Raw genomic sequence first — 15,838 nt, 5'->3', positions numbered from 1 at the left:
CCCCGGACGTGCGCAGGGGCGGTGGGATGGTGGGATCAGCCATGGGCACCGGCGAGGTCGTCCAGCGCGGTGCCGATCCGGCGGACGAAGCGTGCGGCATCGGCGCCGTTGATGACACGGTGGTCATAGCTTAGCGACAACGGCAGCATCTGCCGGGGGATAAAGCCGGTGCCGTCCCATACCGGTTTTGTCACAGCGCGGGTGATGCCCAGGATCGCGACTTCGGGGGCGTTGATGATCGGGGTGAACGCCGTGCCGCCGATCCCGCCCAGCGAACTGATCGAGAAGCAGCCGCCCATCATCCTTTCATAGCCCAATCCCTTGTTCCGCGCCTCGCTGCTCACCGCCGCGAGTTCGGCGGCCAATGCGGTCACGTCCTTGCTGTCGCAATCGCGCAGGACCGGGACCAGCAGCCCGAGCGGGCCATCGACCGCGACGCCGATATGGAAATATTGCTTCAGGATCAGCGTGCCGCCGTCCGGCGACAGCGAGGCATTGAACTGCGGATAGTCCTGCAGCGCCGCGACCACCGCCTTCAGCACATAAGCGAGCGTCGTTACCTTCACATCGCCGGTCAGCGCCTTGCGGGCCTGTTCGATGCGGGTGATGTCGATATCGTCATGGTGGGTGACGTGCGGAATGGTGCTGGCGTTTTCGGCCAGCCGCTTGGCCACGATCTTTTGGAAGCGCGTGAGCGGGCGGGTTTCGACCGCGCCGAATTCGGCGAAGATCGCCTCTGGGCCGGGGGCGGCGGGTTCGGCGGTCATGATGTCTCTCTCCTGTGGATCACCGTCTGCGGCACCTATCGGCGCACCGATGGCCGCTGTCGGTAGACGGCATTTCTAGGAACGGGCCGGAACCAAGTCAACATAGCTAGACAGGATGTGAATTGACGCTATCCCGGAGGCGAAATGAGCAACGAGGACATCCCATGGCGCTGCCGCACGCGATCAAGAACCGGCTGACTCTTCCCGCATTCTGCGCCCCGATGTTCCTGGTATCGACACCGGAACTGGCGCGCGAAGCGTGCAAGGCGGGGATGATCGGTGGGCTGCCCCGCGCCAACGCGCGCTCGATCGAGCAGTTCGAGGCGTGGCTCGCCGCGATTCGCGCCGATCTGGACCGCCATGCCGGCCAGAATCCCGGCGCGCGTATCGGCCCGCTGGCGGTGAACCTGGCGACTCGCATGGCGTCTGAGGAGCTGGGTGCCAACCTGGCGATTTGCGGGCGCTATGGCGTGGATATCATCGTCAGCGCGACCGGCGACCCTTCCGAGCTCACCCGGCAGGTCCATGATTGGGGCGGCATCGTCTTTCACGATGCGATCAGCGTGCGCTTCGCCGAAAAGGCGATCCGGGCGGGGGTGGACGGAATCACTGCGATCGGCTCTGGCGGCGGCGGCCATTCGGGCACGATAAGCCATCTGACGCTGATTCCCCAGATACGCGCGATGTTCGATGGCGTGATCGTGATGGCGGGCGCGGTGGCGAATGGTGCCGCGATCCGTGCTGCCGAAGTGCTGGGTGCCGATCTCGCTTATCTGGGAACGCGCTTCATCGCGACGCAGGAATCGGGTGCATCGGAAGCGTATAAGGCCATGCTGATCGCCGAAAGCAGCGCGGGCCTGCTGTACACGGACCGGATTGCCGGGGTCCACGCCAATTGGCTGACGGCGTCGATGATCGCCTGCGGGCTCGATCCCATAGCCCTGCCGGAGCCGGTGGCGAAGATGCGATACGACCATCTTCCCGCTGGCGCGAAGCCGTGGAAGAGCCTGTGGAGCGCGGGGCAGGGGATTGATCTGGTGCACGATATACCCCCCGTCGCCGAACTCGTCCGCCGATTGCGTTCGGAATATGTTGCGGCGTGCCGGGTGCCGGATATGGCGGCGGAGGCGGAGGCGGAGGCGGCGGCTTAGTCGGGCAGGGGTCAGGCCCGTCAACATAGTAAGCGTAGATTACTGCGATCGCCGGAAATCCTGCTCAGCTAGGGTGCTGCGGATTCAAGTTGACGCTATTCGGTGGACAAGATATTAAACTACGTCATACAAATATAAATAAGCCGTCCGACGAAACAGCGTTGTGCACGGATCAGGAGAGCAGTGCGATGGGTCAGATGACGCAACCCCGTGAAGTGACCGACATCCCCAATCTGGCGGACCCCGCCACCTTTGCCCAGGGCGTCCCCCACGACGCATTCGACACCATCCGCGCACTGCCGGGCTTGTACTGGAACCCCGCGCCGGTGGGTACACACACGGGGGGATTCTGGGCCGTCACCCGCCCGCAGGACATCGTCAAGATCGAGGCGGACACCGTCACCTTCACCTCCTCGCAGGGCGGGGCGTTTCCCCTGCCCCTGAAGCGGCCCGTGGAATTTGATTTCCACCTGATGACCAACGATCCCCCCAACCATAGCCGGATTCGCCGTGCGGCGGCGCGTTCCTTCGGTCCCCGGATCGTGGCGCATTTCGATGGCTGGGTGCGCGAGATCGTCGTGGAGGTTCTCGACGCCGCCTGTGCAAAGGGCCAATTCGACTGGGTCACCGATGTCGCAGCGATCATTCCGGCGCGAGTCATCGCCCGCGTCGTCGGCACGCCGCCGGAAAAGCGCGAATATGTGGTGGGGCTCGTGCTCGACCTGTTCCGCGCGCTGGCCGTCACCGAGGATAGTGGTGCCGGCGCGCGTGAAATCAGCAAGATCCTCTATGCCTTTATGGACGATCTCTGGCGCAAGAAGGTGCTGGCCCCCGAAGAGGACATGGCTACCGTGCTGGGGCAATGCGTGGAACGCGGCGAACTGAACGCGCAGGAGTGCAACGCATTTCTCGCCTTGCTGGCAATTGCCGGGTTCGAGACGACGCATACCATGATGGGCCATGCGATGCGGATGATATTGGAGGATCAGGGCGTCCAGGATGCGACGATGGACGCCGTGCGCGACGGGCGCACGCTGGTGGCGATCGACGAATTCCTGCGGATGATAACCCCGGCGATGGACATGGCCCGCGTCGCGACGAAGCCGGTCGATTTCAACGGTACGCAAATCCGCGAGGGCGACATGGTGCAGTTGTTCTTCATCGCCGCAAATCGCGATCCGATGACGTTCGACGAGCCGCACAAATTCAAGCTCGATCGCCCCAACAGCGCGGGTCATCTGGCATTCGGATCGGGTCCTCATGCGTGCATGGGGGCCAATCTCGCCAAGCTTGAACTGCGTATTCTGTTCGAGGAACTGGCCTCACGCAACATCAAGCTTCGCCTGAACGGCGAACCGAAGCGCGGCTGGAGCATGTTCGTCAATCAGTTGACGGCGCTGCCCGTAGCGGTCGTCGAATAAGGCGAACGATATAGTTGGCACAAGCGGAATGCCCTGCGGCGCGATCGGGATGGTCGCGCCGGTGTCCCCTGACGCGCTCTCAAGATCGGAATGATCCGGCAGGAGCGAGAATGAACAAAAACAAGTAAAACATATTAGGGAGGATCTTAATGAAAGGCCGGTATTACTCTGCGTTACTGACCAGTGTTGCCCTGTCGTCGTTTTTCGCGGCGGGCGTTCAGGCTCAGGAGGCACCGCCAGCCGTGGCTGCTCCCGAGCTCAACGAAAGCGCCATTCAGGACATCATCGTCACGGCGCGGCGCTCGACCGAGCGTGCGCAGGACGTCCCGGTGGCCGTTTCCGTCATTTCGCCCAGCGCGCTGGAAGCGACCGGCGTGTTCCGCCCGGAGGATCTGCGGGTATTGGTGCCCGCTTTGGCAATCGCGCCCCAGGTCGGTACGGGCGATCGCAACGCGCTTGTCTTCACCATTCGCGGCCAGGGCCAGGCCTTTGGCAGCCTCTTTCCCGCCGTCATTACCTATTTCAACGAAGTGCCGGTCAGCCAATATACCGCTGGCCAGTTCTTCGATCTTGAAAACGTCCAGATTCTGCGCGGACCCCAGGGGGTGTTGTTCGGGCGCGTTACCGACGGCGGCAACGTCATGATCGCGTCGGCAACGCCCAAAAACCGGATCGAAGGCTATGTCGAGACGCGGTTGGGCAGCAACAATCTGCGCGGCGTCGGGGGGATGCTGAACATTCCCATCATTGATGAAAAGGTGCTGCTGCGCGGCGCGTTCGAGCTTACCCGCCGTGACGGCTATACGATGAACATCGCGACGGGCCAGGATCTGGATAGCGTCGCTTATGAATCGTACCGCCTCAGCCTGTCGTTGCGGCCCGTGTCGTGGCTGCAGAATGATACGACCTTCGCGCTACAGAGCACCCATGACAATGGCAGCAGCGCGCTGATCACTGCGGTCAATCCGGCGGGCGTCCGCAACAGCACGCAGGGCATCTTTGCGTTGCTCGGCGGTGCCTATGGGCTTGATCCGCGAGGCAATGTCGTGGCCGCCGGGCCGGGCGTCACGCCGCTTACCGTGGATAATTATCTCAATTCGATCCAGCGCCAGTTTGCCAACCAGCAACAGCTTGGCCCGCGCACGGTGGACCTTGATTACCAGAGCTTTTCCAGGCGGCGCAGCATCTATCTGGTCAACAAGACGACGATCGACATCACCGATTCGCTAAGTTTGATCAACATCTTGGGCTATACCGATCTGCGCGACGACAATGCGTCCAACCTGATGGGCGTGAACGGCAGCCTCGTGAATTCCTGTCACAGTGCGTGCCCCGGAGACCCTGGGCTCCCCTATAACTCGCAGGAGCAGTTCAGCGAGGAGGTCCGGCTGGCGGGCAAGTCGTTTGGCGATGATCTGAGCTGGTCGCTGGGGTTCTACACCGATCGCCAGCAACCGGGCGTGCCGTTTCAGAATCACGGGATCAACCTGGGCATTCTGGATAGCGTGACCTTCCAGTCATCGCGGACCACCAGCGTCGCCGGTTTCGGCTATGCGGAATGGAATGCCTCGAAGCTGCTGCCCGGTCTGAAGTTCAATGGCGGCGTTCGCTATACGCGCGACACGGTGCGTTCCGATATCGTACGCTATCTCCGCCCGGTTCAGGTCGCCGGGCTGAGCGATTATCTGAACGCCGTGTTGCCCTTTGTCCTCCAGGCGCAGGGGCTGACGCCCGCACAGGCCGCCGCCGTGGCGCCCGGCGTGGTTGCCGCCACGATCGGCCAGCCGACGCCGTTTGGACAATGTACGTCCTTTGGCACCGGCGGGCTGTTTCCGGTCGACTGCACCAGCTATCAAAGCGCCTTCAATGCCTTTACCTGGAGCGGCGGCGTTTCCTATCAGCTGGCCACCGACAAGCTGGTCTATGCCAAGCTCAGTCGCGGCTATCGCCCCGGCGGTGTGAACGCAACGCCGCCGCCCGGACGGTCCGCAGCCTATAACCCCGAATATGTCCGTTCGCTGGAAATCGGGCTGAAGGCCACCTGGGACCTGGGCGGTGATGCGCAACTGCGTACCAACATCGCCGGATTCTACGATAAATATCAGAAGATCCAGAAGCTGGTCGTCGGAATGGGGCCATCGGGAACGCCGACGACGTTCATCGACAATGTTGGCCAGGCGACGATCCAGGGTATCGAACTGGAAGCGACGCTCGTGCCTGTCCGTGGCTTAAGCCTTGGCGTCAACGGCTCCTACACAGATGCCCGTTACGACGTGAATGGTGCGCCCACCGATGCTGCCTGCGATGCCACGCTCGCGCTCAATCCGGGCTTCTGCCTGCTCAATCGTTTCACCAACGTGCCGGATTGGCAGGGATCGTTCACGGCCAATTATGTCTTGCCTTTGCCTTCGAACATCGGGCGCATTTCGCTTGGCGGCAGCTATTTCATGCAGTCGGACATGGCGCTGGTTGATCAGAACTATGTCAGCCCGACCTCGATCGAACCGGGCTATGGCCTGTTGTCGTTCAATTTGACCTGGTCGGACATCGGCGGCAAACCGCTCGATCTGACGCTCTTTGCGACCAATGTGACCGACAAGGTCTATCGCCTGGGATCGAACGATCTGGCGCAGGCATCTTCGGTGGGCGTGGCGTCCAGCGTATATGGCGAACCCCGGATGGTCGGCGCGTCCCTGCGCTATCGCTTTAGCGGCGCGCAATAGGGGGATGGTCTGGCGCGCGATTCGGGGCTCCCCGGTCGCGCGCTGATCCTTTACCGTTTGACGCAGCGGAAGCCGATATGGCTGGTCGAGGTGTCGATCATTTCGGGGTGGCGCGCGGCCGGGCGAAATCGCTGGCAATGGTTGAGCGCGCACAAATGAGAGCCGCCCTTCAGCACCTTGCGCCCGATCCTGATATCGGGCTGTAGCGGGTCATAGCTTCGCTTTACCGTGCCGCCACGCGGGTTGGCGAGGGTGCAGCAGGCCTCCGGACTGGGCTTTTCGGGCGTGGCGCGCCGTTCTTCCCACCAGTCGCGCGTCCATTCCCACACATTGCCGATCATGTCGTACAGGCCATAGCCATTGGCGGGAAAGCTGCGCACGGGTGAGGTGCGTTCCCACCCGTCCTCGCGCGTGTTGGCGAAGGGGAACAGCCCCTGCCAGTAATTGGCCATCATCCGCCCGTCCGGTGCCAATGCATCGCCCCAGGCAAAGTCGCACCCGTCGAGCCCACCGCGCGCGGCATATTCATGCTCGGCCTCGGTTGGCAGGTCTTTGCCCGCCCATCGGGCATAGGCGGCTGCATCCTCCCACGCCACATGCACCACCGGATGATCCCATAGATCGTCGCGGTCGAGATCGCTTTCCGCGCCCCAGGGATGCCGCCAGTCCGCGCCGAACGCAAAGCGCCACCAGAGCTGATAGGCATCAAGCGGCACCGGCCCGGCAGTCTTGGTAAAGACGAGCGATCCGGGCTGGGCCATTTCGGGTGCCATGCCGGGATAGAGGGCGGGGTCCGGGGCGATTTCCGCCAGGGTTACATGCCCCGTCGCCGCGACGAAGCGGGCAAAGTCGCGGTTCGTCACGGGCGCTTCGTCGATCCAGAAGCTGTCGACGCGCACCTGGCGCAGCGGCGCTTCCTCTGGATAGCCGCGCAGCGAACCCATAGTGAAGACGCCGCCGGGAATGCGCTGCATCCCCGGCTCGGCTGGCTGTTCCGTCATGACGCGGCGTATTCCTTCTCTTCCCTTGTTTATCGAATGGTGAATTCGACCTTGCCGATCGTGCCCGGAAAGGCGCGTTCGGCGGGATAGGCCGGGCTGACGGCGCTGCCCCAATCGATGCCGATATCGAAGGGTTCGGAAATGCCATAGACGATCGGGATCGCCGCTTCGACCTGCTGGCGCACCAGCGTCTGGCCCCCGGCGGCGATTGTCACGATCACCGGCTCGGGCGTCATCGGGCGGAGGGCGGGGCGTTCGATCGTCAACGTCAGATCGGTTTCTCCGGCCGCCAGCGGTGCAGGCGCCTTTACCGTGATCTGGTTGCCCGCAAGATCGCGCAAGGCAAAGGTCGGCACGCCCTTCTCCAGATACAGCCCCATGCCGCCCATCGAACCGCCCAGCGCGAAAATCGGCCCGGTTTCGGTCCCCGTGGCGATTCCGACATGCGCGGTCATCGCATAGGGCCGAACCGACAGCGGCGGTGTCGCGCCATAGCCGATATGGCTGACCGGCACCGGATAGGTCCATTTGCCCTTCCGGCGCATCATCTCACCCTGCATCTCCTTCATTGCAAAGGCGCGGGAATCGCCGAAATTGGAGAGGGGATAGACATTATACTGCCGGGCCTGCGCATCGAATGCCGCCGCCATCGCCGTGACCCTGTCTGGATATTGGCCGGCGAGGTTCACCGTCTGGCCGGGATCGCGCGTCAGATCATAGAGTTCCCAGGCTTCGGTGATCGGCCCGGTCTGGTCCATCCGCCACGGGTCCATCCGATGCGCGGTGACGATCGACCAGCCATCGGACCATAGGCCCTTATTGCCGTACATCTCGAAATACTGGGCACCCTTGCGGTCCGCAGCATCGGCGGCGGCCAGGCTGTAGCGGAAACTCATTCCCTCCATCGGCGTCTGGGGCACGTCGTTGATGACCGGCGCCAGCGTGACACCAGTCAGGTCGAGCAGGGTCGGGGCCACATCATCGACATTGACGAACTGCCGGCGCAGTTCGCCGCGCGCCGCGATGCCCTTTGGCCAGGACAGGATCAGGGGAACGCGGATGCCGCCTTCATAGGTGGTCTGCTTGAAATAGCGGAACGGGGTGTTCCCGGCCACGGCCCAGCCAAAGGCATAATGGGGCTGGGTTTCCGGCCCGCCCCAGCGATCGAGGAAGGGCCGGTTCTCGTCGGCGGTGGGATAGTGGCCGGCCATGAACAGCGTCTCGTTATAGGTGCCGTTATGGGCGCCCTCTGCGCTGGCGCCATTGTCGGACGTGACGACAACTATGGTGTTGTCGAGTTCGCCGGACTGCTCCAGCGCATCTAATACCCGGCCAAACTCCGCATCGGCATAGCTCAACGAGGCGGCGAACACCTCCATCTGCCGCGCATAGAGGCGCATGTCCTCCGCGGACAGGCTGTCCCAGGCGGGCATTCCTTCCGGGCGCGGTGCCAGCTTCGTGCCCTTGGGGATCAGCCCCTGGGCGATTTCGCGCTTCAGCACCGCTTCGCGCACCTTGTCCCAGCCCATGTCGAACTTGCCCTGGTAGCGATCAATCCACGCCTGGGGCGCGTGATGGGGGGCGTGGGCGGTTCCAGTGGCGAAATAGAGGAAGAACGGGGCAAGCGGTTCGCGCGCATTGCGGGCGCCGATCATGTCGATCGCCCGGTTCGCCAGATCATGGTTGAGGTGATAGGCCGGGTCATCGGGCCGGGGCACCGCCTGGGTTCCGCTGATGAGCGCGGGCGTCCAATTATCGGTGTCGGCGCCGATAAAGCCATAGAATTTGTCAAAGCCCTGGCCGGTCGGCCAGCGTGTGAACGGCCCGGCCGGGGTCATGTCGCCATTGGGCAGATGATCCCATTTGCCGAGCGCAAAGGTGCGATAGCCCGCTTGCTTCAGATTGGCGGCGATGGTGCCGTCTTCTGCGGGAACAATGCCGTCATAGCCGGGGAAGGGCAGCGGCGCGCCGGAATGACCGCCGACATGCACGCTGTGCGGATTGCGCCCGGTCAGCAGTGCCGCGCGGCTGGCCGAGCAGATCGGCGCGGTGTGATAATTGGTATAGCGCAAGCCGCTCTGCGCAACCCGATCGATATTGGGCGTCTCGACCAGCCCGCCATAGCTGGAAAGCTGGGCAAAGCCGACATCGTCGAGCATCCAGACCAGCACATTGGGGCGCGGTGCGGCCATTACGGGCGGGGTTGCGGTGGCCACCGGGGCTGCTGTCTGCTGGGCACGGGCGGGGGCGGTCATTCCGCCCATGCCGGCCAGTGCGATGGCGAACAATGAAGCTCCAAAGCGCGGGGTATCCATTACTCAATTCCTCTCCAACGATTATGATCGGTTCTGATAGGGCGGGGCGGCGAGCGCGGCGCAGGCGGTGCACAGCACGTCCTCAAAGCGAAGCGCGGCGTCTGTCAGGCCGGGGTGGTCGAGCCGACGGATCGCGGCGAAGATCATGGCGGAGACAAGCTCGATTCGCGGATGAAACCGGGCAGCGGCGCCGGGGTCCAGCAACGCCGTGATGCGCTGCGCCACATCGCGTGTGACCGGATAATCGGCACTCAGCGCCTGGCGGACTTCGATCAGATCGGCGCGGAACAGCGCGCCCATGAACGCGGCATAGCTGTGCTGACCCGCGGCATCGACCTGTTCGAAAAAAGGCAGGTACAAAATCTCCATCAAATCCCGCAGGTCGAGCGCCCGACCGCTCGTCTCTGCGCGTGCGAACAATTCCCTGCGGCGCGCCTCGATCGCGGGCAGGCGATGTTCGATCACGGCCTGCAACAGCGCCTGTTTCGTGCCGAAATGATAGGCGACGACACCGGTATTTGCCGATCCGCTGGCCGCGCCGATCTGCCGCAGCGACACGCCCTCCACGCCATGCGCGCCGAACAGCGATTCGGCGCATTCGATCAGCGCCGTCCGGGTGTTCTGGCTCCGGGAAGCCGGGGCCTGTGCAGTGGCTTTCATCGACATCGGTAGCCTCATCGGCGCGCTCTTCCCGAACCTTTGGGCGATTTTCTGGCGGCAGAATTAAAGCATATGCGTTAAAATGATATGCTGCAATCCCGATTAACGGCACACGGACCGGGTATCCGCGGTTCCCAGTTGACGAAGATAGATAAGTTTGCCTAGTCTTGCATGAAGGAGAGGTTCGCGTGAAACCTGAATTTGATTTCATCGTCGTCGGGGCGGGTTCCGCTGGCTCGGTGCTTGCAGAGCGGCTGTCTAAGGATGGGCGCGCTTCGGTGCTGCTGCTGGAGGAAGGTCCGAAGCCGAATTGGCTCAGCGCCATGCCGAAGGGTTTTGGCAAGCTGCTCAGCGATCCGAAGTTCGCGCATTTCTTTCCCGTTGCCAACGATGCCGCGTCGCCGCGTGTCGGGGAAACCTGGGTGCGGGGCAAGATGTTCGGCGGCTCCAGCGGCATCAACGGGATGGTGTGGATACGCGGCGCGCGCGAGGATTATGATGCTCTGGCCGAGGCGGGCAACACCGGCTGGAACTGGGAGGAGATGCTCCGCATCTTCCGGTCGATCGAGGACCATCATCTGGGTGCGGACGAAAGCCGTGGCGAAGCTGGCCCGGTTGCGATCACCACCAACCCCAACCGCACTGCGCTCGCCGATGCCTTTATCGCTGCGGGCGGGCAGGCGGGACTGGCGGAAAAGGATGACCAGAACGGCCCTGTCCAGGAAGGCGTGGGCTATGCGCAATGGAATATCGATGCGCGCGGACGGCGGGTAAGCGCTGCGCGCGCCTTTCTCGATCCGGCGCGCGGGCGCAGCAACCTGGAATGCGTCGGTGGGCTGCGCATTGATCGCGTGCTGTTCGAAGATAAAAAGGCAGTGGGCGTGCTGGCATCGGCAGGCGGGGAGACGCGGACGTTCAAGGCCCGCCGCGCCGTCATCCTGTGCGCGGGGGCGCTTGGCACGCCGCGTCTGCTGCAGTTATCGGGAATCGGCGATGCCGCGCGGCTGGCCGCGCTCGGCATCGACGTCGTCCACCACAGCCCCTTTGTCGGCGAGCGGATGCGTGAACATATCGTGCTGCCAGTGAATTTCCGGTTGCGGCGCTGGCGCGACAGCGACAACCGCGACTATGGTGGCCCGCGGCTGATGGCGAATGTGCTGCGGTATCTGCTGGCGGGCAAAGGGCCGATGGCGCGCGGCGCGGCAGAGGCCATTGCCTTTGTGCGGGCATCGGCGGGGGCCAATCGCCCGGATACCCAGATCATGTTCAACCCCTATTCGCTGGCGGCGGGCAATGGTCCGATCCGGTTCGAAGACGCACCGGGAATGCATTGCTATTCCTATATCCTGCGGCCCGACAGCGAAGGCCATGTCCGCCTGACCTCTGCGCAACCGGAAGCGCCGCTGACGATCGATCCCAATTACCTCCACACCGACTATGATCGCCGAACCGCCGTGGCGGGTACGCGCGCGGTGCGCCACATCATGACCCAGCCCGCGCTGAACGCGCTGGTGGTGGGCGAAACCGATGCAACGGCGGCCGCACAGAGCGATGACGAGATTCTCGATCTCTACGCGCGGCTGGGCCGCTGCGGCTATCATGCCGTGGGCACCGCCGCGATGGGGACGAGCGAAACCGATGTCGTCGATCCCCAGCTTCAGGTGCGCGGCGTTTCGGGCCTGTTCGTGGCGGACTGTTCGGTCTTTCCGCGCATTCCCTCTGGAAACACCAACGCGCCCGCAATGGCGGTCGGCTGGCGCGCCAGCGAAATCCTCCTGGGCCAGCGCTGAAGCGCCGCGCCCGGCTCCTTCCCGATCCAACACCGGAGAATACATCATGAACGGTCTGCGTGAGCGCCATGCCGAAGCTGCCCATATCCTGCCCAAGGTCGGTTCGATCATTGCGGGCGATCTCTCGACCGATGGGGCGGGGGGCACGCATCTGCATGTGAACCCGGCAACCGGGGAAGTGCAGGCATCGATCCCGCTTTCCGGAGCCGATGCCGTGGATGCCGCCGTCGCGGCGGCGCGGGCGGCGGCGCCGATGTGGCGCGACACGCCGGGTGCGAAGCGGCGCGAAATCCTGGAGCGGCTGGCCGAACTGATCCAGGCCGATGCCGAGCATCTGGCGACGCTATCCACGCTCGAAAACGGCGTGACGCGCGGGTTTGGCGCGACGCGCTTCGTCAGCTTCGCAGTTGCGTGGACGCGCTATTATGCGGGCTGGGCCGATCGGCTGGAGGGTCTGGTGGTCGATACCACACAGGACGAGGCCTTTGTCTACACGATCCCCGAACCCTTTGGCGTCGTGGCGATGGTAATCACCTGGAACGCGCCGCTATTGTCGCTCGCGATGAAGCTGCCGCCGGCGCTGGCGGCGGGCAATACCATCGTGCTGAAGCCTGCCGAGTTCACTCCGTTCACGTCGATCCGCTTCATGGAACTGGCGCACCAGGCGGGGCTGCCCGACGGCGTCATCAATCTGGTGATCGGCGGCGCGGACACCGGCGCCGCGCTGGTGGCGCACAAGGGCATCGACAAGATCAGCTTCACCGGCGGCCCGATCACCGCCGGGCGGATCATGCAGGCAGCTTCGACGCATCTGACGCCGCTGGTGTTCGAACTGGGCGGCAAGGGGGCCAATCTGATCTTCGACGATGCCGATCTTGCCGAGGCGATTCCCTTTTCGACCGGCTTTGCGTTGGCCAATTCGGGGCAAGGATGCGCGCTGCCCACCCGGATGCTGGTGCAGCGCGGCGTCTATGACCATGTCGTCGCCGGCGTTCAGGCGATGGTCGAGCATTTGGTGACCGGCGATCCGCTGTTGGAAGCGACGTTCACCGGCCCGCTGGTGAACCAGGCCGCGTTGGAGCGTGTCACCGCCATCATCGAAAAGGCCAAGGCGGAAAAGGCCGGGCGGCTGATCCTGGGCGGCGAGCGCGCGGGCGGCGAGCTTTCGGGGGGATTCTTCGTTCCGCCGACGGTGTTCGTGGATGTCGATCCCGATAGCAGCCTGGCGCAGAATGAAGTGTTCGGCCCGGTCCTGTCGATCATCCCGTTCGACACCGAGGAAGAGGGCGTCGCGATCGCCAACGGCACCGAATATGGACTGACCAACTATGTCCAGACGCGCGACATGCGGCGTGCGCGGCGGCTGGCCCGCGCGCTGCGTTCGGGTACGGTCGGGTTCAACACGGCGGGCAACATGCACCTTGCGGCGCCCTTTGGCGGCGTTGGCGTCTCCGGCTTCGGGCGCGAAGGCGGCAAGGAAGGCATTATGGAGTTTGTCAGCACCAAAACCGTGTTGCTCGGCTGAGGGCGACCGGCGGCACAGAAAGACGCGGCGTAGCGATGCCGGAACGCTACGCCGCGCGATTGTTACCGCGCGCGGCGGCTCCACAGCGTCAGGCCCGCCGCTATGAAGGCGATCTGCACGATCACCCGCACGGCGGCGGCGCCGGGGGGCGGAAACACCGGGTCCGGGCGGAAAAAGTCCCAAAGGTGCAGCGGCATATAGGCCGCACACAACAGCGCGAAGGCGAGCCCCGCCAGCGCCCGGCTGCGCGGCCATAAGGCGGCCAGGCCGATGGCGATCTGCACCACCGCAGTTGCCTTCAGCACCAGCGCTGCGGGCAGGAAATGCGGCACCAGCACCGCGAAATATTCGGGCCTGGTCAAATGGCCGAATGCTCCGGCGAGCATCACTACCGCCACCAGAAGCGCCAATCCCCAGCCGGCGACGGCCCCGAGGGGCCGCCGTTTCGCGTTCGTCACGGGCTCAGTCACGGCGCACCTTGGTCGCGGCGACTGCCACGTCCTTCCAGGCTTCCCAGGTTTCCAGCCGGGCGGCATAGGCGTCGGGCACGACCATCGTCGGCAGGACGCCCAGGAACATCCGCAGCGGCGGCGCATCGGAATCGACGAGTGCGAGGATCGCCGGGCCGGTGGCTTCGGGTTCGCCATACAGCGCCGGTGGCATCTGCGCCTGCCGCGCCTGCATCGCTTCCCGCACGGGGGCATAGGCGTCGATCGGTGTGGTGTGGACCGCCGAGCTTCCCGCCCAATCGGTCTGGTACGGGCCGGGCTCGACCAGGGTCAGCGTGATCCCCGTTCCAGCGATTTCCTGCGACAGCGCTTCGGACAAACCCTCAACCGCCCATTTCGAGGCGTGATAGGCGCCCAGGCCCGCGAACGACACGATCCCGCCCACGGTGGACATTTGCAGGATATGCCCATGCCCCTGCGCGCGCAGGATCGGAAGAACCGCCTGCGTCATATGGAACAGGCCGAAGAAATTGACTTCCATCTGCGCACGCATCTGCTGTTCGGTGACTTCTTCGACCATGCCGAACAGGCCATAGCCCGCATTGTTCACGACCACGTCGAGCGTGCCGAGCGCCTGCGCGGCTTGCGCGACTATGGCCAGGCACTGCGCCCGGTCGGTCACGTCCAGCCGCAGCGGGACGATGCGGTCGCCATATTGCTCGACCAGATCGGCCAGCGCGTCGGGATTGCGCGCGGTAGCCGCCACGCGATCGCCCCGTTCGAGCGCGGCGGTGGCGAAAACGCGACCGAAGCCGCGATTGGCGCCGGTAATAAGCCAGGTCTTGGACATAAGCCCTCCTTGCGGGTTAATCTGAACAGCGATAAGGTCACTTGTAACGCCCTATTTGAACACTGTATAGATGCAAGAAGATCCCTTACCGGCGCGCGCCGGGTATCACCATGGCAGTTTGCGCCAGGCCATGATCGAAGCTGCGGATTCGCTTATCCGCGACAAGGGGCTGGAGGGATTTTCCTTGCGCAAGGCCGCGCATCTTGCCGGGGTGTCGATTGGTGCCCCGGCGCATCATTTCGGCAGTATCAAGGGGCTGCTGACCGAAGTTGCGCTGCTCGGCTATGACAGCCTGAGGAATTATCTCAACGCCGTGCCCGATGGCATCGCCCCGGACGCGGCAATGCGCGGACTGGCGCGCGCCTATGTCGATTTTGCGCTGGCCCATCCTGGGCGCTTCCGCCTGATGTTCCGCCCGGACCTGATTGATCGCGAAGACCCGCGCTATCCCGAGGCGAGCCGGCGGGCGCTGGCCGGGTTTGCGGCGGCAATCGGGCGGCGCGATGGGGCGGGGCCGGATCGCATGGCGGATCTGTTCCTTGTCTGGTCCTCGATCCACGGGATGGCCAGCCTGGTTCTGGACGGCAAGACGCACTATCTGTTCGACGGCGTGGACGCGCAGGAATTTGCGGAGCGAATCCTGCCCGATCTGCTGGAATACGCCTGGCCCTATGGGGCGGCTCGCCGCTGATGTGCCCTGCCGCTAGAAACTGATCCGCGCGGTTTGAGAAGCGCCCAACGCCGGAACTATTCGATCTGGCTTCGGAAATGTTCCGTGATCTTTGAAACGCCCGCATGGCCTCCGAACAGTCGGAAGCCAAAGGTATGCGGAGCGAAGTGATCCTGAACCGCACCGGATTTCTCGGAGGCAGTTTGGTTTGGCTTGCGCTGCCAGAGGGGTTTGAACTGCACCGGGATCGCCGGAGGCCATTTGGTTTAAGTTACGCTGCCATGGGGACGTCGTCCATCATGGCATAGTATCGTTGCTCGGCATCGGCAGGTGGGATGTTGCCGCTGGGCTCCAGCAATCGGCGATGGTTGAACCAGTCGACCCATTCGAGCGTGGCGAACTCGACGGCTTCGAAGTTGCGCCACGGGCCCCGCCTGTGGATCACCTCGGCCTTATAAAGGCCATTGATCGTCTCGGCCAAGGCGTTGAGGCTCCTATATTTGTCAAGCGGGCGTC

13 protein-coding genes are annotated in these 15,838 nt (G+C 63.9%); 6 read left to right on the top strand and 7 right to left on the bottom strand.

Annotated elements, in window-relative coordinates:
• Positions 1–35 precede the first annotated feature (35 nt).
• Positions 36–767, bottom strand: coding sequence for a 2-oxo acid dehydrogenase subunit E2 (locus tag QU44_RS09165; RefSeq protein ID WP_052134538.1), 732 nt, complete (start codon positions 765–767; stop codon positions 36–38).
• Between the two features lie 164 nt (positions 768–931).
• Between QU44_RS09165 and QU44_RS09160 the strand changes: the two genes are divergently transcribed.
• From QU44_RS09160 to QU44_RS17180, 3 genes are all read left to right on the top strand, one after another.
• Positions 932–1,918, top strand: a complete 987-nt coding sequence (locus QU44_RS09160) for an NAD(P)H-dependent flavin oxidoreductase (protein WP_033921723.1) — start codon at positions 932–934, stop codon at positions 1,916–1,918.
• 197 nt (positions 1,919–2,115) lie between these two features.
• Positions 2,116–3,339, top strand: coding sequence for a cytochrome P450 (locus tag QU44_RS09155; RefSeq protein WP_197054279.1), 1,224 nt, complete (start codon positions 2,116–2,118; stop codon positions 3,337–3,339).
• 149 nt (positions 3,340–3,488) lie between these two features.
• Positions 3,489–6,062 carry a TonB-dependent receptor gene (locus QU44_RS17180; protein WP_081987946.1) on the top strand — a complete coding sequence of 858 codons (2,574 nt, stop codon included), beginning with the start codon at positions 3,489–3,491 and terminating at the stop codon, positions 6,060–6,062.
• A gap of 50 nt (positions 6,063–6,112) precedes the next feature.
• Here the strand turns inward: QU44_RS17180 and QU44_RS09145 are convergent, their stop codons facing one another.
• Genes QU44_RS09145 through QU44_RS17435 form a run of 3 tightly spaced genes read right to left on the bottom strand, consistent with a single transcriptional unit; the run spans position 6,113 to position 10,044 of the window.
• The gene (locus QU44_RS09145; protein WP_033921777.1) at positions 6,113–7,036 is read right to left on the bottom strand and encodes a formylglycine-generating enzyme family protein; all 924 of its coding nucleotides are present in this window, start codon (positions 7,034–7,036) and stop codon (positions 6,113–6,115) included.
• 56 nt (positions 7,037–7,092) lie between these two features.
• The gene (locus QU44_RS09140; RefSeq protein ID WP_052134536.1) at positions 7,093–9,378 is read right to left on the bottom strand and encodes an arylsulfatase; all 2,286 of its coding nucleotides are present in this window, start codon (positions 9,376–9,378) and stop codon (positions 7,093–7,095) included.
• A 21-nt stretch (positions 9,379–9,399) separates the two neighbouring features.
• The gene (locus tag QU44_RS17435) at positions 9,400–10,044 is read right to left on the bottom strand and encodes a TetR/AcrR family transcriptional regulator (protein ID WP_052134533.1); all 645 of its coding nucleotides are present in this window, start codon (positions 10,042–10,044) and stop codon (positions 9,400–9,402) included.
• Between the two features lie 182 nt (positions 10,045–10,226).
• On the opposite strand from QU44_RS17435, the gene QU44_RS09130 reads away from it, so the two are divergent.
• Both QU44_RS09130 and QU44_RS09125 read left to right on the top strand, forming a co-directional pair.
• Complete coding sequence (locus QU44_RS09130) at positions 10,227–11,828, top strand: GMC family oxidoreductase (RefSeq protein WP_033921720.1); 1,602 nt, start codon at positions 10,227–10,229, stop codon at positions 11,826–11,828.
• A 46-nt stretch (positions 11,829–11,874) separates the two neighbouring features.
• The gene (locus QU44_RS09125; protein WP_052134531.1) at positions 11,875–13,353 is read left to right on the top strand and encodes an aldehyde dehydrogenase family protein; all 1,479 of its coding nucleotides are present in this window, start codon (positions 11,875–11,877) and stop codon (positions 13,351–13,353) included.
• A 62-nt stretch (positions 13,354–13,415) separates the two neighbouring features.
• Here QU44_RS09125 and QU44_RS09120 read toward each other — a convergent pair whose 3' ends face one another.
• Both QU44_RS09120 and QU44_RS09115 read right to left on the bottom strand, forming a co-directional pair.
• On the bottom strand, positions 13,416–13,811 hold the full coding sequence (locus QU44_RS09120; protein WP_131603282.1) for a hypothetical protein: 396 nt from the start codon (positions 13,809–13,811) through the stop codon (positions 13,416–13,418).
• A 4-nt stretch (positions 13,812–13,815) separates the two neighbouring features.
• The gene (locus QU44_RS09115; protein ID WP_033921717.1) at positions 13,816–14,652 is read right to left on the bottom strand and encodes an SDR family NAD(P)-dependent oxidoreductase; all 837 of its coding nucleotides are present in this window, start codon (positions 14,650–14,652) and stop codon (positions 13,816–13,818) included.
• Between the two features lie 130 nt (positions 14,653–14,782).
• Between QU44_RS09115 and QU44_RS17430 the strand changes: the two genes are divergently transcribed.
• Positions 14,783–15,343 carry a TetR/AcrR family transcriptional regulator gene (locus tag QU44_RS17430; protein ID WP_052134529.1) on the top strand — a complete coding sequence of 187 codons (561 nt, stop codon included), beginning with the start codon at positions 14,783–14,785 and terminating at the stop codon, positions 15,341–15,343.
• Between the two features lie 250 nt (positions 15,344–15,593).
• Here the strand turns inward: QU44_RS17430 and QU44_RS09105 are convergent.
• A partial coding sequence (locus QU44_RS09105; RefSeq protein ID WP_033921716.1) for an integrase core domain-containing protein occupies positions 15,594–15,838 on the bottom strand: 245 nt, incomplete at its 5' end.

This window comes from Sphingomonas sp. 37zxx, from assembly GCF_000786205.1.
Classification (GTDB): domain Bacteria; phylum Pseudomonadota; class Alphaproteobacteria; order Sphingomonadales; family Sphingomonadaceae; genus Sphingomonas.
The sequence above is the reverse complement of the archived record's forward strand: the minus strand, read 5'-3'. Positions and strand labels throughout refer to the sequence as shown.

Excerpts from the sequence above, each read along its gene's own strand:
- QU44_RS09165 (WP_052134538.1), bottom strand. The coding sequence starts at position 767 with ATGACCGCCGAACCCGCCGCCCCCGGCCCAGAGGCGATCTTCGCCGAA.
- QU44_RS09160 (WP_033921723.1), top strand. The coding sequence starts at position 932 with ATGGCGCTGCCGCACGCGATCAAGAACCGGCTGACTCTTCCCGCATTC.
- QU44_RS09155 (WP_197054279.1), top strand. The coding sequence starts at position 2,116 with ATGACGCAACCCCGTGAAGTGACCGACATCCCCAATCTGGCGGACCCC.
- QU44_RS17180 (WP_081987946.1), top strand. The coding sequence starts at position 3,489 with ATGAAAGGCCGGTATTACTCTGCGTTACTGACCAGTGTTGCCCTGTCG.
- QU44_RS09145 (WP_033921777.1), bottom strand. The coding sequence starts at position 7,036 with ATGCAGCGCATTCCCGGCGGCGTCTTCACTATGGGTTCGCTGCGCGGC.
- QU44_RS09140 (WP_052134536.1), bottom strand. The coding sequence starts at position 9,378 with ATGGATACCCCGCGCTTTGGAGCTTCATTGTTCGCCATCGCACTGGCC.
- QU44_RS17435 (WP_052134533.1), bottom strand. The coding sequence starts at position 10,044 with ATGTCGATGAAAGCCACTGCACAGGCCCCGGCTTCCCGGAGCCAGAAC.
- QU44_RS09125 (WP_052134531.1), top strand. The coding sequence starts at position 11,875 with ATGAACGGTCTGCGTGAGCGCCATGCCGAAGCTGCCCATATCCTGCCC.
- QU44_RS09115 (WP_033921717.1), bottom strand. The coding sequence starts at position 14,652 with ATGTCCAAGACCTGGCTTATTACCGGCGCCAATCGCGGCTTCGGTCGC.
- QU44_RS17430 (WP_052134529.1), top strand. The coding sequence starts at position 14,783 with ATGATCGAAGCTGCGGATTCGCTTATCCGCGACAAGGGGCTGGAGGGA.